Origin of the sequence: Mangrovimonas sp. ST2L15 (assembly GCF_001280515.1) — a bacterium.
Lineage (GTDB): Bacteria > Bacteroidota > Bacteroidia > Flavobacteriales > Flavobacteriaceae > Mangrovimonas > Mangrovimonas futianensis.
Map to the genome: position 1 here is coordinate 114267 of NZ_LBIQ01000052.1, position 19050 is coordinate 133316.

General features: G+C 34.6%; 17 protein-coding genes. 9 read left to right on the top strand and 8 right to left on the bottom strand.

Annotation, left to right across the window (positions count from 1 at the left end):
• Positions 1–90 precede the first annotated feature (90 nt).
• Positions 91–2112: a M13 family metallopeptidase gene (locus ZA07_RS15545; protein WP_053972686.1), complete on the top strand. Its 2022-nt coding sequence runs from the start codon at positions 91–93 to the stop codon at positions 2110–2112.
• A gap of 300 nt (positions 2113–2412) precedes the next feature.
• Complete coding sequence (locus ZA07_RS15550; RefSeq protein WP_053972687.1) at positions 2413–2949, top strand: DUF4833 domain-containing protein; 537 nt, start codon at positions 2413–2415, stop codon at positions 2947–2949.
• A gap of 51 nt (positions 2950–3000) precedes the next feature.
• Here ZA07_RS15550 and ZA07_RS15555 read toward each other — a convergent pair whose 3' ends face one another.
• Positions 3001–3681 carry a hypothetical protein gene (locus tag ZA07_RS15555; RefSeq protein ID WP_157492177.1) on the bottom strand — a complete coding sequence of 227 codons (681 nt, stop codon included), beginning with the start codon at positions 3679–3681 and terminating at the stop codon, positions 3001–3003.
• A gap of 218 nt (positions 3682–3899) precedes the next feature.
• Here ZA07_RS15555 and ZA07_RS15560 point away from each other — a divergent pair, with 218 nt between their 5' ends.
• Positions 3900–4988, top strand: coding sequence for a DUF3667 domain-containing protein (locus ZA07_RS15560; RefSeq protein WP_053972734.1), 1089 nt, complete (start codon positions 3900–3902; stop codon positions 4986–4988).
• Between the two features lies 1 nt (position 4989).
• Here the strand turns inward: ZA07_RS15560 and uvrA are convergent, their stop codons facing one another.
• Complete coding sequence (gene uvrA / locus ZA07_RS15565) at positions 4990–7776, bottom strand: excinuclease ABC subunit UvrA (RefSeq protein ID WP_053972689.1); 2787 nt, start codon at positions 7774–7776, stop codon at positions 4990–4992.
• Between the two features lie 231 nt (positions 7777–8007).
• Here uvrA and ZA07_RS15570 point away from each other — a divergent pair, with 231 nt between their 5' ends.
• Together ZA07_RS15570 and ZA07_RS16240 are read left to right on the top strand one after the other, a co-directional pair.
• On the top strand, positions 8008–8592 hold the full coding sequence (locus tag ZA07_RS15570; protein WP_053972735.1) for an RNA polymerase sigma factor: 585 nt from the start codon (positions 8008–8010) through the stop codon (positions 8590–8592).
• A gap of 57 nt (positions 8593–8649) precedes the next feature.
• Entirely contained in the window at positions 8650–8799 is a 150-nt protein-coding gene (locus ZA07_RS16240; RefSeq protein WP_166958548.1) for a hypothetical protein, read from the top strand.
• A gap of 23 nt (positions 8800–8822) precedes the next feature.
• Here ZA07_RS16240 and nth read toward each other — a convergent pair whose 3' ends face one another.
• Positions 8823–9482 carry an endonuclease III gene (gene nth, locus ZA07_RS15575; protein ID WP_053972690.1) on the bottom strand — a complete coding sequence of 220 codons (660 nt, stop codon included), beginning with the start codon at positions 9480–9482 and terminating at the stop codon, positions 8823–8825.
• A 43-nt stretch (positions 9483–9525) separates the two neighbouring features.
• Here nth and bcp point away from each other — a divergent pair, with 43 nt between their 5' ends.
• Positions 9526–9978 (top strand): thioredoxin-dependent thiol peroxidase, encoded by a 453-nt coding sequence (gene bcp / locus ZA07_RS15580; RefSeq protein WP_053972691.1) that lies wholly within the window; start codon positions 9526–9528, stop codon positions 9976–9978.
• Between the two features lie 30 nt (positions 9979–10008).
• On the opposite strand, the gene ZA07_RS15585 is transcribed toward bcp, so the two are convergent.
• Positions 10009–11466: a hypothetical protein gene (locus ZA07_RS15585; RefSeq protein WP_053972692.1), complete on the bottom strand. Its 1458-nt coding sequence runs from the start codon at positions 11464–11466 to the stop codon at positions 10009–10011.
• 93 nt (positions 11467–11559) lie between these two features.
• Here ZA07_RS15585 and ZA07_RS15590 point away from each other — a divergent pair, with 93 nt between their 5' ends.
• Positions 11560–12324 carry an MBL fold metallo-hydrolase gene (locus tag ZA07_RS15590; protein ID WP_053972736.1) on the top strand — a complete coding sequence of 255 codons (765 nt, stop codon included), beginning with the start codon at positions 11560–11562 and terminating at the stop codon, positions 12322–12324.
• Positions 12321–12827: a hydrolase gene (locus ZA07_RS15595; RefSeq protein ID WP_231628697.1), complete on the top strand. Its 507-nt coding sequence runs from the start codon at positions 12321–12323 to the stop codon at positions 12825–12827. Before ZA07_RS15590 ends, ZA07_RS15595 begins: the two co-directional genes overlap by 4 nt.
• 1 nt (position 12828) lies before the next feature.
• Here the strand turns inward: ZA07_RS15595 and ZA07_RS15600 are convergent, their stop codons facing one another.
• From ZA07_RS15600 to ZA07_RS15615, 4 genes are read right to left on the bottom strand one after another with little or no spacing between them, the layout of a single operon-like run.
• Positions 12829–13470, bottom strand: coding sequence for an alpha/beta hydrolase (locus ZA07_RS15600; RefSeq protein ID WP_053972693.1), 642 nt, complete (start codon positions 13468–13470; stop codon positions 12829–12831).
• Positions 13471–13481: 11 nt separating this feature from the next.
• Positions 13482–13808, bottom strand: coding sequence for a DUF4870 domain-containing protein (locus ZA07_RS15605; protein ID WP_231628698.1), 327 nt, complete (start codon positions 13806–13808; stop codon positions 13482–13484).
• Complete coding sequence (locus tag ZA07_RS15610) at positions 13805–15061, bottom strand: dihydroorotase family protein (RefSeq protein ID WP_053972695.1); 1257 nt, start codon at positions 15059–15061, stop codon at positions 13805–13807. The genes ZA07_RS15605 and ZA07_RS15610 overlap by 4 nt, the downstream gene beginning before the upstream one ends.
• Positions 15058–16971 carry a BatA domain-containing protein gene (locus tag ZA07_RS15615; RefSeq protein ID WP_053972696.1) on the bottom strand — a complete coding sequence of 638 codons (1914 nt, stop codon included), beginning with the start codon at positions 16969–16971 and terminating at the stop codon, positions 15058–15060. Before ZA07_RS15615 ends, ZA07_RS15610 begins: the two co-directional genes overlap by 4 nt.
• Positions 16972–17150: 179 nt before the next feature.
• Here ZA07_RS15615 and ZA07_RS15620 point away from each other — a divergent pair, with 179 nt between their 5' ends.
• Positions 17151–19040: a peptidase M61 gene (locus tag ZA07_RS15620; RefSeq protein ID WP_053972697.1), complete on the top strand. Its 1890-nt coding sequence runs from the start codon at positions 17151–17153 to the stop codon at positions 19038–19040.
• Positions 19041–19050 lie beyond the last annotated feature (10 nt).

Below are 19050 nucleotides of genomic sequence, written 5' to 3' on the forward strand. Positions count from 1 at the left end.
ATCCCTCTAATAAAAATGATTATCTTTAGCTAGATTCCAATCTTAAAGTTTCTTTCCTACTATAATTTTTGAAAACCAATCATCTAAATCATGAAAAACATATTTGTAATCTTTATTGCACTTCTCTGTTTAACCTCGTGTAATAAAACTTCCAAAATTGAAAACAAACCTGTTATTGAAATTACTGGAATTGATGAAAACTTGAGGCCTGGAGATGACTTTTTTAGGTATGTCAATGCAAAATGGTATGATACGGTAAGTATTCCATCTACACAAGCAGGGGTGGGTGCCTATCGGTTTATGAATTACCCTCAACGCATTAAGTTGAAAAGTATATTGGATAGTGTTTCTAGTCATGAATATCAGGAAGGAAGTATCGAACAAATAGTAGGGGATTTTTACGCTTCGGGAATGGATACGATTACCATAGAAAAAAGAGGTTACGACCCCATAAAAGGAATTCTTAATAATGTAGAGGACATTAAAAATAAGTCGGAAATTATGAGGTTTGTAGCGGAAGCTATGAAGATGAACAACAATTCTTTTATGGGCCTATATGTAGGTCCTGATGATAAAAATAGTGCCATGAATATGGCGCATGCTTATCAAACGGGCATTGGGTTACCAGATAGAGATTATTACTTTAAAACAGATGCTGCTACTTTAGAAATTCAAAATGCTTACAAAGAATATCTTGCTAGCTTACTTCAACTTATTGGAACTGATAAAGATGTTGCAGTCAAACAAGCAAACTTGGTTTATGATTTAGAAAAGCAAATGGCCAAATCACATAAGACTAGGGTAGAACGACGCGATATCAAAGCTAATTATAACAAAATGGCAGTAGCTAACCTCAATACAGATCAACCATTCATTGAATGGAGCAAATTTTTAGGTTATTTGAATACCCAAACAGACTCAATAAACGTTGCACAACCTGCTTATTATGAAACCTTAAATACAATATTAAATAGTGTTCCTCTTAAAGATTGGAAAGTCTATTTAAAAGCTAAAACCTTAACAAACTATGCAGATTACTTGAGCACGCCTTTTGTTGATGCTTCTTTTAAATTTACAAAAGTACTTTCTGGTCAAGCAATTCAAAAATCACGTGGAGAAAAGATGGCAAGTGCGGTAGATGGCTATTTGGGAGAAGCTCTAGGGCAGTTATATGTCAAGGCCTATTTTCCTGAATCAGCCAAAGCACGAATGTTGGATTTGGTTAACAATGTGCAAAAGGCGTATGCAGCAAGAATTGATAAGTTAGAGTGGATGAGTGATAGTACCAAACAAAAGGCACAAGAAAAGTTGTTTGCCATCAGCAAAAAAATAGGTTATCCTGATGTTTGGAAAGATTATAGTAAAGTGCATATTGATCGGGATCAATACTTTGAAAATGTACTTTCGGCTTCTGCAAATTTGTTTCAAACAAATTTGGATAACCTTGGAAAGCCAGTCGATAAAGAAGAATGGTTTACAACACCATCAACTGTCACAGCCTACAATAATCCTTCGGCCAACGAGATTGTTTTCCCCGCAGGTATTTTGCAACCCCCTTATTTTAATAATGATGCCGATGACGCGCTAAACTATGGTGGAATTGGGATGGTCATCGGACATGAATTCACGCATACTTTTGATGATCAAGGAGCGCAATTTGATAAGGAAGGTAATGTCAATAATTGGTGGACGGACTCAGATTATAAGAAGTTTAAGGGAAGAATACAGCAAGTCATTGATTTATATGACACCTTTACTGTTTTGGACACATTACATATAAACGGCGCCATGACAGTGGGAGAGAATACTGCTGATATAGCGGGAATAGCCGTTGCCTATGATGCCTTTAAAATGACTCCTCAAGGTCAGGATACCACTAAATTGGGTGGATTTACACCAGATCAGCGCTTTTTTCTTTCGGTAGCTAAAATATGGCGTGTTAAGATGAAGGATGAATATTTGCGGTTATGGATTAATAATAATCCACATTCACCACCTATTTGGAGGGTTAATGGTCCATTAATGAATACGACACCATTTTATGAAGCCTTTGATGTGCAACCTGATGAAGCCATGTTTCTGAAGGAAGAGGATCGAATTACAATTTGGTAGAAAGTCCATTATCTTTAAATACCTGATTAAGTTTATAATAAAAGAATTGTAACTTTTTATATCAAAATCAAGAACTTATTTAAGCCATGTGGACATGTCATTGAGCACTTATTTTGAGATAGTTGCATCCTTATTATGAAATAGAAATGGATTTTTTAAGGTGAAAATGGAATGAATTCTAGGTTTCCATTCAACGAACTAAATTTTGAAAATAGGTTCTTTTTAATATCTTTAAGACTGTGCTTTCCTTAAAATCCAAACCCATCAACAAAAGCACAAGGACAAATTTTTGTTTTCTTTATGGTAAGATATTTAAAAGTAATTGTCATGGGATGTTTTCTTGTTTTCCATGTCATAGCCTTTGGTCAGGAGAATTATCCTATTCCAAAAAGGACACCTCATAGACTTTTTTATATTCAACATAGCTTCAATCATAACACCTATGTTTACGATGCCAATTTAGATGGCAGCTATTTTAAAAAAAATAATCCAGTTAATGAATATCGTATTGTTTATACAGAAGGTGGTGTAAAAAAACCTTTAAGCCCAATTCAAAAAAAGATGGCATACGGTACTCATGTACAGTTTGTAAAAACCAATCTATATCGTTTCACTTTGGCAGCTTCCAAAGAACTTGTTTTTTTCTTAATTATGACAAGTAAAGGCATTCCTAGAGTATTTGTTAACGTTAACGGACGTAAAATTTATTTAGATCGTATGTTTTTGGAGCTGGATGATTCCTTAACGAGTCTTAGTGTACAAGCCAAGTATATCTTGTTGGAAGGTACTGACTATACAACGGGAGAAAATGTCGTTGAAAAAGTTACCATGGATTAAAAAACCCTCCAATGTTTAAGCTATTGAAGGGTTTCATTTATTATAAGTAGCCTATTTTTTTAGTTTTTCTTTCTTTTTAACTTCACCGTTTTGTTTGTAATAATAGAAATCCTCATTACTTGTATTTGTGTAGGAATCGTTAAAGACTACCGAACCATTACTTGATGCACTATTACCATAGGTAAGGCCTGTATTCAGTCTGTTCACGTAACCGTAACTATGAACTAATTCACCCCAGTGGTTATAAGTCACCTTTAAACCTCCCACTTGAGTTAATAGACCAGTGTTGCCTCGGTTGTAACTCATATAAACCGATCCAGCTCTTTTAATTTTACCATATCTGTCATAATTGATAAAAACATTTCCAATACGTCTTACCTTCCCATCTCTATCATGCTCTATCAATACACCCATTGGATTAGGTTGAGAATATCTTACAGGATTTCCTAAAGATGTTCTTGGAGCCCCAAAGGTTCCATTTACAGACGCTCTTCTGGTATTATTCCTGTAATACATGTCACCACCATATAAATTGCCTTCAAAATGGGTATTGAAATCAAAACTGCCATCAGGAAAAATCAAAAACTCAATACCACGTTCTATAAAAGAAATGGGTTGGGCAAAATGATAGCGTGATTGAAGCTCAACATTATTGATCATAGTATTCTCAGCTTCCATAGTAAGCATGGTTCCAAACATCATGCTTATTCCAAATAGTAAAAATTTTTTCATAATTTCTAAAATTTAAGTGATGCCTACTCTTTAGCTTTTCGGCTTACGCTATATTATTTGGAATCCAATATATGTGCCAAACTTTCTTGAAGTGTTTAAGTGATTGATTTTTAAAAGCTTGGAAAACTTTGGTTTCTTCCATTTTTGGTAGATTCTTTATCGTTGGTATTTGTTATAGTCATTATTTTTTTACTTTTATGAATGCTAATCCCAACTTTATGGCTATTAAAGAAACCACCTGTAAAAATTGTGAACAAATTTTTGACGATGCCTTTAATTATTGTCCCTATTGTGGACAAAATGATAAAGAGGAATTAACCATTGGTGTATTGTTTAGTAATACGATTGCCAATTATTTTTCTGTTGATGCCCGTTTCTTTAAGAGCTTTTGGCCATTAATGGCCAAACCAGGATATTTAGCTAGGAAATTTTTAGCAGGAAAACGCCTTCTATATCTGCATCCGGCACAAATGTATTTATTCGTGTCCGTGGTATTTTTCTTTTTGTTTTCATTTGTCGCCCGCAATCAAGAGGAAAAATTTGATCAAGCTTTGAAAAAAGATTTTGACCAAGTTAGACATACTATGGACTCAATTTCTGAACAGCCCGTAGATAGTGCAAAGGTTGATGAAGTTTTGCAAGTTTATAATGAAAACAAGGATCAGTTAGGATTAAAGGATTTAGATAAAAAGGAATTGGATTCTATTATAAACGCTGGAAGTACTGCTATTAAGAAGAATAAAAATAATGTCAAAACCAGTTGGGTTTTTGGTGAGAAGGAAAAAGAAGTTGATTCTCTGATTCAAGCAGGGGCTTCAGATGAGGAAATTTTGAAGGTAATGGGATTGGAGCAGGAGTCAGGTTACTTTAAAACAAGAATGTATCAACAAGGCTTAAAGTTTTATAGGAATAGGAGTGGAGGGTCTTTATTGAAAGCTTTCTATGATTCCTTGCCTATAGCCATGTTTTTCCTTCTACCACTATTTGCGCTTATTCTTAAGGTGCTATATTACAACAAAGGCCGTTATGCACATCATCTGGTGTTCAGTTTTTACTTTTTTGCTTTTGTTTTTGTGGTATTTAGCATCTTGGTGTTGGTTTCATTAATCTGGGCAAAATTTCCAGCTTGGGCCAATTTTTTAATAATCTTATCTACCTTTTTCTATTTAATGATTGCCTTAAAAAGGTTTTATGGTCAAGGTTGGTTTTTAACTTATATTAAAACAAGTATCGTTGCTACCGTTTTTGGTATTTTGATGATACCAGCGTCCATTCTGCTTATGATGTTTGCCTTTATGTTTTATTAGATTAATGCAGTTTTTCTTTTAGGTATTTACCTGTGAAGGATTCCGCATTTAATGCTATTTCCTCGGGTGTTCCTGAAGCAACTAGTAGGCCTCCCTTTTCACCACCTTCAGGGCCAAGATCTAATATGTAATCAGCACATTTAATTAAATCCAAGTTATGTTCAACTACAATTATGGAATGACCAACCTCGATTAAGGCATTAAATGATTTCAAAAGTTTTTTAATGTCATGAAAATGGAGTCCTGTGGTGGGCTCATCAAAAATGAAAAGCGCTTTATCACTTCGGTTTCCCTTTCCTAAAAATGTTGCCAATTTGATACGTTGAGCCTCTCCACCAGATAGGGTTGAGGAACTTTGCCCCAGTGTGACATAGCCCAAACCAACATCTTGCAAAGGCTGTAGTTTACTTTGGATTTTCTCTTGTTTCTGTTCAGTGAAAAATGAAATGGCGTCGTCAATGGTCATATTTAAAACATCATCAATGTTTTTATCATTAAATGTCACTTCCAAAACATCTTTTTTGAATCGTTTACCATTACAAGTTTCACAGGTAAGGTGAACATCTGCCATAAACTGCATTTCTATGGTTACTTCACCCTCTCCTTTACAGGTTTCACATCTTCCGCCATCTACGTTGAAAGAAAAGTGTTTGGGTTGGTAGTTTCTTATTTTACTTAGTTTTTGTTTGGCAAAGAGGTTTCTGATATCATCATATGCTTTAATGTAGGTCACTGGATTGGACCTAGATGAGCGTCCTATGGGGTTCTGATCCACAAATTCAATTTGCTTGATGTTGGAAAAGTTTCCTTTGAGCTCAGAAAATTGGCCAGGTTTATCTCCAAAATCAGTAAGCTTCTTTTGAAGTACGGGATAGACAATCTTTTTGATTAAGGTACTTTTTCCACTACCGGAAACACCAGTTACCACGGTAAGCATTCCTAATGGTAACGTGACATCAATGTTCTTTAAGTTGTTTTCACGTGCCCCAGTAATTTCAACCTGATATTTTGAAGTGCGACGCTTTTTGGGTATTTCAATCTCCAGATTTCCGTTAAGGTAACCAGCTGTTAAAGACTTGGAATTGAGAATGTCTTTATATGTTCCAAATGCTACTACTTCACCACCCAATGTGCCAGCCTCTGGTCCGATATCAATAATTTCATCTGCTGCTTTCATGATATCCTCATCATGTTCCACAACAATAACCGTATTTCCAAGATCACGCAACGATTTGAGAACTTCAATTAATTTTTCGGTGTCTTTGGGATGCAGACCAATACTTGGCTCATCTAGAATATACATAGAACCTACCAAACTGCTTCCTAAGGAAGTGGCTAGATTAATTCTTTGACTCTCCCCACCCGATAGGGTATTAGACTTTCTGTTTAGGGTTAAATAGCTTAATCCGACATTAGATAAATAAGATAAACGATTGTTGATTTCTTTTAGAAGTCTATCCGCTACTTTTTGTTCAAATTCCCTCAATTCCAAATCCTGGAAGAAAATGGCTAGCTTTTCCAAAGGCATATCCACCAAATTAGAAATAGATTTACCTCCTACCTTAACGTACTCAGCTTCTTTCCGAAGGCGTTTACCATGACACGTTTTACATTTGGTTTTTCCGCGATACCTGGATAACATGACGCGGTTTTGAATTTTATAGGCCTTTGCTTCCAATTCGCCAAAAAACTCATTCAAGCCTGTGAAAAAGGAGTTGCCTTCCCAGATTAAGTTTTTTTGTTCTTCCGAAAGTTTGAAATAGGGTTTATGAATCGGAAAATCAAATTTATGGGAATTGTTAACCAATTGGTCTCGATACCAACTCATGCTTTCTCCACGCCAAGGAAAAATGGCATTTTCATAGATAGATAAAGCAGTATTAGGAATCACCAAATCTTCATCAATACCAATAACATCACCATAGCCTTCACATTTGGGACAGGCCCCGTATGGGTTATTGAAACTGAACAAATGGATATTAGGTTCCAGAAAATTCATGCCATCCAGTTCAAACTTATTACTGAAATGCTTTTGTTTCCCGTCTATAAGACTTTCAACGATACATTCTCCTTTGCCCTCAAAAAAGGCAGTTTGAGTGGCATCAGCCAATCGGTTATAAAAATCTTCATCATTTTTAGTAATGATTCTATCCACCACCAAAAAACAATCGTTTGGAACCTCGTTAGGATCAATTTGATCTAATCTTAAAACTTGGTCGTTTATTTTAATTCGGGCATAACCCTGTTGTTGAAGTACCTTAATTTTATCAGGCATTTTGCGACCTTCCTCCAGATGGATTGGTGCCAAAAGCAAACACTTTTCACCTTCATCATAGGTTTTAATATAATCTAAAACATTGGAGACCGAATCTTTCCTCACTTCTTCACCAGAAATAGGAGAGAAGGTTCTTCCTATTCTAGCATAGAGAAGTTTTAAATAGTCATAAATTTCGGTAGTAGTGCCTACGGTAGACCTTGGGTTGGTTGAATTCACTTTTTGCTCGATAGCAATGGCGGGAGCAATTCCCTTGATGTAATCAACTTTGGGTTTATTAAGCCTACCTAGGAATTGTCTGGCGTAAGAGGATAAACTTTCAACATACCTTCTTTGACCCTCGGTATAAAGCGTATCAAAGGCCAAACTGGATTTTCCAGAACCCGATAAACCAGTAATTACAACTAGTTTGTTTCTGGGAATAACCACATCAATATTCTTGAGATTGTGCAGTTTTGCTCCTTTTATAATTATGTTTTGCTTAGGATTTACTTGTGAAATATCTGTTGCCATGGAATCTAAAAGACTAATCCCACAAAGATATCATTTGTTTCTTAGGATGTAAAATAGATTAATAAAGGTTTAAATGTTAAATTAATTGGTGAATTTGTTTTTTAGGAATGATTGTTGTTATATTTGGTTTTATTAATCTTAAAATCACGAATATAGCCTATAGCATAACATTACTCTTTTAATCTATTTAACCCCAACATAGAAGCTTTCTATGCTTAAAAAGTAATGATTATGCAAAATGAACTTATCACTGATGCCCAATTGGTTAAGAGCTATATTCGAGGAGATGAGTCTTCTCTTGAAATCTTAATACACAGACACAAACAACGTATTTATAGCTTTATTTATTCCAAAGTTTTGGATAGAGATATCGCTGAAGATATTTTTCAAGACACTTTTATTAAAGTAATAAAAACGTTGAAACGAGGGAAATATAATGAAGAAGGAAAATTTCTTCCTTGGGTGATGCGTATAGCTCATAACTTAGTTATTGATCATTTTAGAAAAAATACCCGTATGCCTAAATTTAGCAATACGGAAGATTTTAATATTTTTTCGGTATTAAGTGATAATTCACCAAATGCTGAAAAAGCTTTAATTAAGGATCAAGTAGAAAGCCATCTAAAGATGGTTATCGAAGAATTGCCAAAAGATCAAAAGGAAGTTTTGATGATGCGTATTTATAAGGATATGAGTTTTAAAGAAATATCAGAAATAACGGGGGTTAGTATTAATACAGCTTTGGGAAGGATGCGTTATGCTTTAATCAATATGAGAAAGATTATTGATAAACACCAAATAATTTTAACAAACTAAACAATAAAGGTTTATATAGTCCGTTAATAATGTGTGTAACAGATAAAAACAGTATTAATGGCAAAAATTTACTCTCAAAAATCCCTAAAGAATCAAACTGGTAAACTTAACCCAAAAGATGAAACTATTGAGTTTCTTTTGAATTATTCTAAGGCTTTAAGTGTTATAAATATTAATAATTTGAAGTTTGAAGCACTTCTCAACTAAACTTTGAAAAAAGTCCTGAGCAATCAGGACTTTTTTGTTTTATAGTAGGTGTCAAGAACTGATTTTCTTCCGATGGTTTTGGTAATGATATCATTTTCCAAATCCCAACCACGAGCTTGACAATATTCTCTCCCATACCAGATTATTTGTAAGTGTAATTTATTCCAGGATTCCTCTGGAAATAATCGTTTCGCATCTTTTTCAGTTTGAACAACATTCTTTCCGTTGGAAAGATTCCATCTGTACATTAAGCGATGAATGTGAGTGTCTACAGGAAAAGCTGGTATGCCAAAAGCTTGAGATAATACAACAGCAGCGGTTTTATGACCTACCGCCGGAAGCGCCTCTAGTTCTTCATAAGTTTGAGGAACTTGTCCGTTATGTTGTTCTATTAGAATTTTAGATAAGCCATAAATACCTTTGCTTTTCATAGGGGATAGCCCAACCGGTTTAATGATATCCCTAATTTCTTCTACCGTTAGTTTAACCATATCATATGGATTATCAGCTTTTGAAAACAGTTTTGGAGTGATTTGATTCACTCTAACATCGGTACTTTGAGCAGATAACAAAACGGCTATCAGTAGAGTATAAGGGTCTTTGTGGTCTAATGGAATGGGAATGGTAGGGTAGATATTGTCTAAAGTTTTCATAACAAAGTCTACCTTTTCTTGCTTAGTCATTTATGGATTGTATTTTTGTAATGAACATTCAAATTTAAACATTATGACACAATTAAAACCAGGAGATCAAGCACCAAATTTTAAAGTGAAAAATCAAGATGGTGAATATGTTTCTTTAAGTGACTATAAAGGTAAAAAACTGGTTTTGTTTTTTTATCCTAAAGCAAGCACACCGGGATGTACTGCAGAGGCCTGTAACTTAAGTGACAATTATGAAGCCTTTAAATCTAAGGGTTATGATATTTTGGGTGTGAGTGCTGATTCTGAAAAGAGACAATCTAATTTTAGAAATAAATATAATTTCCCTTATCCCTTATTAGCAGATGAAGATAAAGAGGTCATTAATGCCTATGGTGTTTGGGGACCTAAAAAATTTATGGGAAAGGAATATGATGGGATTCATAGAACGACTTTTATTATTGATGAAAATGGTATGATTGAAGACGTTATTTCCAAAGTAAAAACTAAGGAACATTCCGATCAAATTCTGAAATAAAAAAAAGCGACTTTTACAGTCGCTTTTTTGTTAATTATCTTTTAATACTTCTTCTTTGCTTCGGTGTCCAAATAGATGTTTTTCTTTAATAAGTTTGGAAACACCTTTTGGCAACATTTCTTCCCAACCATCTTCTCCTCCAGTAATCATTTTAAGCACTCTTCTTGAGAAAACAGTAAGTATTTTCGGATCGTAATCAGTAATATCTACTACCTTGCCATTGTATTTAAAGAATTTATACAATTCTTTCATACGTGGGTGTACTTTCAGGTTTTCACTATTTATAACGTGGCCATCTTCTCCAACCATAGGATAGAGATAAACCCGAAGGTCTTTGAAGAACAATTTACCAAATGCTTCCAAAATACCACCGCTTAAATGTCTATAGTATTTTTCATCAAAAATATCAACCAAATTGTTGACGCCCATGGCCAATCCCATTCTATTCTTGGTATATTGAGAGAAATACTCAACTAATTTGTAATATTCCTGGAAATTGGAAATTAGAACGGTTTGACCTAATGAGCAAAGCAATTTAGCTCGATCCATAAAGTCTTGTTCGTCAATTTCACCTTCTGCCCTTAGGTTTGATAAGGTAATCTCGAATATAACCTGAGTTTTATTAACGTCTACTTTATTTTCCTTGATAAACATTTCATATGCATTTTTATACATATCCATGTTTACTTTAGTCACGGGTCTAAAACTACCTCTAAATGCCAGAATATTTCTTTTATAAAGAATTCTTGCTGGAAGGACATTGTTTCCATCAGGCGAAAACATTACCGCATCAGTCATACCATTTTTGACCAATTGCAAACTCATCAATCGGTTATCAACATCTTTATAAATGGGACCTGAAAAATTGATGGTATCTATTTCAATTTGATCCTTATCCAAATGGTCATATAAATATCTCAACAACTTTTTAGGTTGGTTATATTTATAGAAAGCACCATAAATCAAATTAGTTCCTAGAATTCCCAGAGTTTCTTGCTGTAATCTGGCGTCATTCTCCTTAAAACGGATGTGGAGGATAATCTCGTTGTATTCTTTTTGGTTGGGATCTAACTGGTATTTAATTCCTACCCAACCATGACCCTTAAATTGTTTGGCAAAATCAATAGTAGTAACCGTATTGGCATATGAAAAGAACAATTTATTAGGGTGTTTTTCCCGAATTAATCGTTTTTCAATTAACCCTATTTCATGATAAAGCATTTTTCTGAGACGCGCCTCTGTCACATATCTTCCATCTTCTTCAGTTCCGTAGATTGAATCACTAAAATCTTTATCATAAGCTGACATGGCCTTTGCGATTGTGCCTGAAGCACCACCAGCCCTAAAAAAGTTTCTTACAGTTTCTTGGCCGGCACCAATTTCGGCAAAAGTTCCGTAAATATTTTCGTTTAAATTAATCCGGAGCGCCTTGGTTTTTATTGATGGAATATCATCAAATTCCTTATCTCCTTTAAGGGTTATTTCCATGTTTGAATTCAGAGGTTATCATTAAGACAAAGGTATTAAAAAGCCATGTTTTACAAAAAAATAAGTTTATTTTTGTTCCAAACGCTAGCGCTGTTGAAAGTTACATTTCTAGGTACAGGAACATCCCAAGGAATCCCAATCATAGGGAGCAAACACCCCGTATGTTTAAGTGAGAACCCTAAAGATAAACGTCTAAGGGTGTCAATATTAATCGAATGGGATGACTATACTTATGTTGTGGATTGCGGACCAGATTTTAGACAACAAATGATTCGGGTTAATTGTGAACGTATGGATGGCATTGTTTTTACTCATGAACATGCCGACCACACAGCGGGATTGGATGATATTAGACCCTTTTTCTTTAGACAAGGAGATATTCCCATTTATGCCCATAAAAGGGTCTTGGGAGAGTTGGAGCATCGATTTGGATATATTTTTGAAACCGAAAATAAATATCCAGGAGCTCCAAGTGTAGTTTGCAATGAAATTAAAAATGAGCCTTTCAAACTGGGAAATTTGGAGGTAATTCCCATAGACGGCATGCATTATAATTTGCAGGTTTTTGGTTTTCGATTTGGTAATTTTGCTTACTTGACCGATATGAAAACGATCGCAGACAAGGAATTGAAAAAATTAAAAGGATTGGAAGTATTGGTGGTGAATGCTTTAAGGATAGATCCACATCCTTCCCACTACAATTTAGAAGAAGCCTTAGATCTCATTAAAAAATTAAAACCAAAGAGAGCCTTTTTAACGCATATTAGCCATTTGTTAGGATTTCATGACGACGTACAACAATCTTTGCCAGATGGCGTTTTTTTAGCATACGATAACTTAACCATAACCATAGAATGAAAAGTAGAATATTCATGTACCTCTTTATTTTCACCTTATTGTTGGTGATTTTTCAATATGTCAACTCAAAAAAGATATTAGAAGATTATGAATCTAAATTATCTAAAGTGGAAGGGCAGGATATGCATTGTGAGGATACTATAAATCAATTGCAAGATCGAATTTTGGATTTATCACAATTTAAATTGGATGAAAATGAATCGGCCATGACCTATTTAGAAGAGCAAGGGTACAGTATTTCAAAAGTTATTCCTTACATCAAGGACCAATTGTATGAATTGAATTTGCAAAAAGGAGAGGAGCATCCTTTAATACCTTATGTTTCTATGACCAATTCCAAAATGGCTATAGATGACATCAGAATTTTAAACCATAGATGGATAATTGCCAATTTCTCAGACGGTAAATATTGGGGAGAAATTTTATTGCGTTATGAATTTACAGACGACAAGCAATTAAATTTCAAACTGATTGATCATTTACTTTATACCAAGGAATACTAGATTACAAGTGTTTTTTTAACCACTCTCTAAATTCATAAAAGTTTTGGGGAGCAACGCCGTGGCCTACAGGAAACTCAGAATAGGCATGCTCAATGCCTAGTTGACTCAAAAATTTAGGGGTTTGCTGAGCCCATTGCACTGGAATTACTTGATCTACACTTCCATGGGAAGCATAGATACTAAGATTGGAATAATCTTTATTGGTAAATTCTGACGGTAAAATGTTGGGATTAATATAACCACTTAAGGCCACCACATTTTTAACCTTTTCGGGGTAAGTTAATGCTACAGCATAGCTTAAAATAGAGCCTTGGCTAAAACCTAATAAGGTCACATTTGATGGGTTCACCGGATATTTTTCACAAGCTTCGTCTATAAAATTGGAAATCAAATCACGAGACTGCTTTGCTTGTTCATCATCACTCCATTTTCCTTTTTCGGCATCAAAATTAATGGCGTACCAAGCATTTCCATAAGGTTCCAGTTTAAATGGAGCCTTTAAAGAGATGATAAATAATTCTTCAGGCAATTCCGAAGCAAAAGAAAACAGGTCGTTTTCATCACTGCCGTAGCCATGACACATGATAAGTAAAGGTGCGTTTTCTTGAAGAGATGATGGTCTGGTGATATATTCTAAACTCAAAGTGTAATTTATTAAAGATTTCTAAACCAATCCTGAAATTTCCCTCCAATTACGGGAATGGGTTTGGCTTCTTCCTTGATGGCATGATAAAGACCAAAAATCCAGCAAACAAAAGTAATAATCCATAAAACGGTTCCTAACCATGAATTGACATAAGCTTCTGTAACATTAGAAACAATAAGCATAAGGATGAGCCCTAGCATCTGTCTAATATGGAAAGATGTGAAAGGGTTTTTCTTTTCAATGTTCATAACAATGGCTATTATGAGGCCTATGAAGGTAAAATAACTAACAATAGCCCATGTTTTACCTTCTTGTATGGTTTGTTGTGACATCATGATTTCAATTCCATTTTATTGTTAGCAAAGATACCATATACAGTTCCTTTAAGTTCCTGGTTTAGGAAAATGGCATTTTTGGAAGTGGATAAAATATCTGATTTTTCAAAGGTTTGTTTGCCATCAGGGTTAAAGAGCGTCAATTCTGTTTTATTTCCCACTTGAACCGAATGTGATTCAATTCCAAAACGTTTTTTTCCTTTTGTTAAGAATTCAATCGTTTGTTTGGTAGTAAAAATCTTATTCAAGGCTCCAAATGCAGATTCCAATCCTATGGTTCCATAGGCAGCATTATCAAATTCCACTTTTTTATGTTCCACATCCAAAGGATTGTGATCACTAGTAATCATATCGATGGTTCCATCTTTAAGTCCCTCAATAAGGGCTTGTCTGTCTTCTTCAGTTCTTAATGGTGGAAGCACCTTAAAATTGGTGTCAAACGTAGTTAATGCATCATCATTCAAAACTAAGTTGTGAATGGCAACACTGCAGCTTACATTAAGTCCTTTACTTTTGGCATCTCTAATCAATTCAACTGATTTTGCCGTAGAAATCGTTGGGATGTGAAGTTTTCCTTGGGTGTATTCCAAAATAAACAGATCTCGAGTAATATGTAGTTCCTCAGACAGGCTAGGAATACCTTTTAGGCCCAATCTAGTACTAGTGATGTTTTCATTCATAACCCCTTTACCTGCTATCTTAGGCTCAAAAGGGAAGGAGCATACCAACCCGTCAAATCCTTCAACATATTGCAATGCAATTTTCACAAGGTTTGGATTGGTAATAGGACTTTTATAATCGCCAAATGCTACTGCACCAGCATTTTTCATATCAAATAATTCTGCTAAATCGTCACCTTTAGAGCCTGCTGTTAATGCACCTATTGGGTACAGGCCTGTTGCATGATTTGAAGCCTTAGACTTTACAAAAGAAATACTGGAATTCGTATCAATAATTGGATTGGTACTGGGATTTAATGCCACAGCCGTAAATCCTGATTTCCCAGCGGTTTTTAAACCATTATCAATAGTTTCGCGCTCTTCAAACCCTGGTTCACCAAAGGAAACGCTACTATCAAACCATCCTTGGGACACATGAAGGTTTTCAAAGCTAATTTCTTTGAAGTTTTTATTGTTTTTAATGTCGTTGGAAATTTGGGTAATCAAGCCTTCTTCAATAAGAATATCAACCGTTTGATTATGAAAATCACTCTTTGGGTCAATAATTTTGGCTGATTTTATAAGTGCGTTCATTTGAAGAATTTTAATATGAGAATTTCAAGAACCAGAAAAATCAATGCAAAAATAACAAACCATTTCCATAGCTCGTTAACTTTAGAGTTACTTTTTATATCCTCTAAGGTTTGATTTAAGGAATTGGAAAGGGTAGCAGATTTTATTTGGCTTAAGTCATTATAGATTAATTGACTTTCAGACCGATTATCATTAAAACTCACATATTCCAAAACCGTTCCTTTGTCTTTGACTGCATAAATTCCTGATTCAGTTGGGGATTCGTTGGTTTTGACTTTTACTTTATTATTGAAATACTGTTGTTGCGGAATAATTTCTTTCCCGTCTTTTGAAAGTGTTAAAATATTATCTTGTTTTAATTCTACTGTGACATCAAATTCGTTCGGTTGCCCAATAGTATAATAAAGGTTTGGTATTTTTAAACTTTGCTTTCCAATGTTATATAGTGTTGGGACAATTAAGGGAGACAACTTGAAATTTGAATTTTCACTATCTATCGCAGCACTAAAGACAAATATGTTTTCACCAGAAGTTAAAAAAGGCCTACCATCTTCAAATTGTAAAGGATTGGAATGTGGAGAAGTTAAAGCATAGAACTCGCTTACATTGGGGTACTGGAAGTTGGTTACCTGTTTATTAAATACATTGGAGTATATGGGGTGTGAAAAATTTATCGTGGTAATTTTGCGCTCGTTTCTACTTTTGCTTGAATAGTTTATTTGAAACATGGAAGTCAAGGCATTATATGATTCCATGTCTATATCAATTCCAGGAATAATGACCAAATTACCACCATTTTCTTTAAACACTCTTAGGGCATTTGTTAAAGATATGGGCAGCTGTTGTAGCTCATTCAGAATAATTAAATTTTGGTTTTCAATGGAACTGTAGTTCAATTGTTCCAAAGTTGATCCTTTAAAGTTGAATTCTTCCTCAGTATAAATTTTCTTTAAAAAATCATCTGAAATGGCATTGATGCTTAAAACATTGATTTTTTTGTTTTTGTTAATCGAAAAGTAGAAGGTATTATCAAATTCCAAGTGATTATCATCCAAAGTGACAACACCATTCAGACCATTATTGGTTGGAAGGGTAAATCGAGCCGTAGCTGGGTCTTGTTCTTTGGCAATTGTTGTCTTTCCTATTAGTGTATCTCCATTGAATAACGAAACAGGAATGGCAGATTCCATTTCACCATTAACAATAACGACCAACTCCATTTCTGACGCCGTTTTATCTTCAATATATAAACTGTCGATAGATAGATTATTTGTTTTCTCTGGTTTTAGTTGTACCAAATGAACGTTGAGTGTTGAATCACTTTCAAGGGAAAATGGTTCTTCCTTTTGTTGGAAATCGGAGATCCAAATCACATCTTTAATCGTGTTTTCTTGTGACAATAACTTTTTTAATTTTAAAAGCACCGCGTCTTTTTCTAATTGATTTGAAGTGTATCCTAAATCCAATAGTTCCTTTTGAACGCCTTTTATGGTTATGTCTTTAAAAGTTTGGTCATTGGTGAGCAAGGAAAGTTTTTCTGAGACATCACCTTGTTCCAATAAATCCTGTACAGCCCGCTTTAATAATTCTCCTTTATCACCCTTGGCTTGCATACTGTAGGAGTTGTCTAAATAAATAACCGTTTCCTTCTTAGTTTGAAAAGTTCCTTTTTTTGCATAATAGGGTTGGGCAAAAGCAAAAATGATACAAGCTAAAAGCATCATTCTGGTCAATAAGGTTAACCATTTCTTAAGTTGCGAACTTTTTCTAGTTTCAAATTTTATTTTTTTAAGAAAAGCCACATTTGTAAAAGGCTGTTTCTTGAATTTTCTTAACTGGAATAAATGAACTATAATGGGGATGAGCAGTGCAAAAAGAGCATAAAGAAGTTCTGGGTGTTTAAACTGCATTCCGAGGATTTATTTACAAAAATAGTGTTTGTATTGAAAATAAATTCAATTTGATCAAATTAATCATAAATAGGTGAGCAAGCCTTTGAAACAGTAACTTTTTAACATAAAGTTAGGTTTTATATCTGTAACACATTGTAAATTTGGGCGTCATAAACTTAAACGAAAATTAACTTATAATGAACAGAATCCTAACCGCGGTAGGAGTTGGTGTGCTTATGATGGCATGCGGAACAACTAACCAAACTACTAAAAATCTTGCTATTAGCAATCCGATTGAGTCTTCTATAGACTTGACCAAAGTAAAAGATGATAAGGTTCCAGTGATCATCAACCCTGGACGATTTACAAGTGAAACTGAAATTTACCGTCTTCCAAGAGTGGTACAAGGAACTTATTCGGTTAGTGATTTTGGAAAATATATTGAGGATTTCAAAGCCTTTGATTATGAAGGTAAAGAAATTCCAACTGAAAAAATTGACACCAATTCCTGGCAAATCAATCAAGCATCAAATCTTGATTATGTGACTTATTACGTCAATGATACCTTTGATGTTGAAGTTACTGGAGGCATTGGAGGCGATACGCCGTTTTCTCCTGCAGGAACTAATATCGAGCCTGATAATTATGTGTTAAACCTTCATGGATTTGTTGGTTATTTCGATTCTTTAAAAAATGCCCAATACAAATTGGATGTTACAGCTCCTTCAGATTTTGTTAGAACGTCTGCTTTACAAGTAGTAGGAACTTCCAAAAGTGATGATGGGCAAACAATGACTTCCAGTTATTATGCGCCTAGATATTTTGATATTACTGATAACCCAATGATGTATGGAAATCTAGATGTAGAAGAGTTTCAAGTGGGCGATATCAAAATTGTTTTAAGTGTTTATTCTCCAACCAAGGCACATACAGCCAAGAAGTTGAAGGAAACTATGTTTAAGATGATGAAAGGACAAAAAACCTATTTAGGAGACATCAATAGCACACCTAGATATGATATTTACTTGTACTTGTCAAGAGGCGATGAACAATCTCCTAAAGGTTTTGGAGCTTTAGAGCACCATACGTCTACTGTAGTTGTTATGCCGGAATCTATGCCAGAAGCCGCTTTAGATGAAAGCATGATAGATGTGGTATCTCACGAATTTTTCCATATTGTTACGCCTTTGAGTGTTCATTCAGAAGATGTTCATTATTTCGACTATGACAAGCCTACTTTTTCTAAGCATTTGTGGATGTATGAAGGAGTAACTGAGTACTTTGCTACTTTATTCCAAGTAGATCAAGGTTTGGTTTCTGATGACGATTTTTATGATAAAATTGAAGAAAAAATCAAAACAGCAGCCATGATGAATGACTCCATGAGTTTTACCATTATGAGTGAAAATGTTTTGGACGAACCTTATGCTAGTCAATATTACAATGTCTATCAAAAAGGAGCTTTAATAGGCATGTGCATTGATATTTTATTGAGAGAAGAAAGCAATGGTCAAAGAGGTATTTTATCATTAATGAAAGAGCTTTCAATGAAATATGGAAAGAACAAACCGTTTGAGGATGATAAAATAATTGAGGAAATCACGGCTATGACTTATCCATCAATTGGAGAATTTTTAAAAGATCATGTGGTAGGTGATATTCCAATCAATTATAATGATTTCTTTAAAAAGGTAGGGTTAGCAAAGTCTAAGGCTAAAGTAAAGACAAATTATATCCAAAATGATGGCGTGTTGATTGTTGGTGCCAATCCGCAAGATGGAACTATCTTTTTCTCTGATGCAGTTCAAAACAACAGTTTCTGGAAAGAACAAGGGGTACAACCAAATGATGTTATTAAATCAGTAGGAGGAGAGCAGGTAACGTTGCAAAATGCTAACAACATTTTCCAAGAAGTATTTATGTGGCAACCTGGAATGGAATTTGAAATGGTTATTTCAAGAGAAGGGCAGGATATTGAACTAAAAGGAACTTTAGAGCAATCCTTCACAGAAGGAGAATCTTTAAGACCTGTTGAAGACGCTACCGAATCTCAAAAGAAATTACGTGAAGCTTGGTTAAGAGGATAATCGGTATTCA

Bases quoted from the DNA above. Each gene is read 5' to 3' on its own strand.
- uvrA (WP_053972689.1), bottom strand. From the start codon at position 7,776: ATGGCAACAGATATTTCACAAGTAAATCCTAAGCAAAACATAATTATA.
- ZA07_RS15595 (WP_231628697.1), top strand. From the start codon at position 12,321: ATGAAAAGTAGAATATTCATGTACCTCTTTATTTTCACCTTATTGTTG.
- ZA07_RS15560 (WP_053972734.1), top strand. From the start codon at position 3,900: ATGGCTATTAAAGAAACCACCTGTAAAAATTGTGAACAAATTTTTGAC.
- ZA07_RS15545 (WP_053972686.1), top strand. From the start codon at position 91: ATGAAAAACATATTTGTAATCTTTATTGCACTTCTCTGTTTAACCTCG.
- ZA07_RS15555 (WP_157492177.1), bottom strand. From the start codon at position 3,681: ATGAAAAAATTTTTACTATTTGGAATAAGCATGATGTTTGGAACCATG.
- bcp (WP_053972691.1), top strand. From the start codon at position 9,526: ATGACACAATTAAAACCAGGAGATCAAGCACCAAATTTTAAAGTGAAA.
- ZA07_RS15610 (WP_053972695.1), bottom strand. From the start codon at position 15,061: ATGAACGCACTTATAAAATCAGCCAAAATTATTGACCCAAAGAGTGAT.
- ZA07_RS15605 (WP_231628698.1), bottom strand. From the start codon at position 13,808: ATGATGTCACAACAAACCATACAAGAAGGTAAAACATGGGCTATTGTT.
- ZA07_RS15620 (WP_053972697.1), top strand. From the start codon at position 17,151: ATGAACAGAATCCTAACCGCGGTAGGAGTTGGTGTGCTTATGATGGCA.
- ZA07_RS15585 (WP_053972692.1), bottom strand. From the start codon at position 11,466: ATGGAAATAACCCTTAAAGGAGATAAGGAATTTGATGATATTCCATCA.
- nth (WP_053972690.1), bottom strand. From the start codon at position 9,482: ATGACTAAGCAAGAAAAGGTAGACTTTGTTATGAAAACTTTAGACAAT.
- ZA07_RS16240 (WP_166958548.1), top strand. From the start codon at position 8,650: ATGGCAAAAATTTACTCTCAAAAATCCCTAAAGAATCAAACTGGTAAA.
- ZA07_RS15570 (WP_053972735.1), top strand. From the start codon at position 8,008: ATGCAAAATGAACTTATCACTGATGCCCAATTGGTTAAGAGCTATATT.
- ZA07_RS15615 (WP_053972696.1), bottom strand. From the start codon at position 16,971: ATGCAGTTTAAACACCCAGAACTTCTTTATGCTCTTTTTGCACTGCTC.
- ZA07_RS15550 (WP_053972687.1), top strand. From the start codon at position 2,413: ATGGTAAGATATTTAAAAGTAATTGTCATGGGATGTTTTCTTGTTTTC.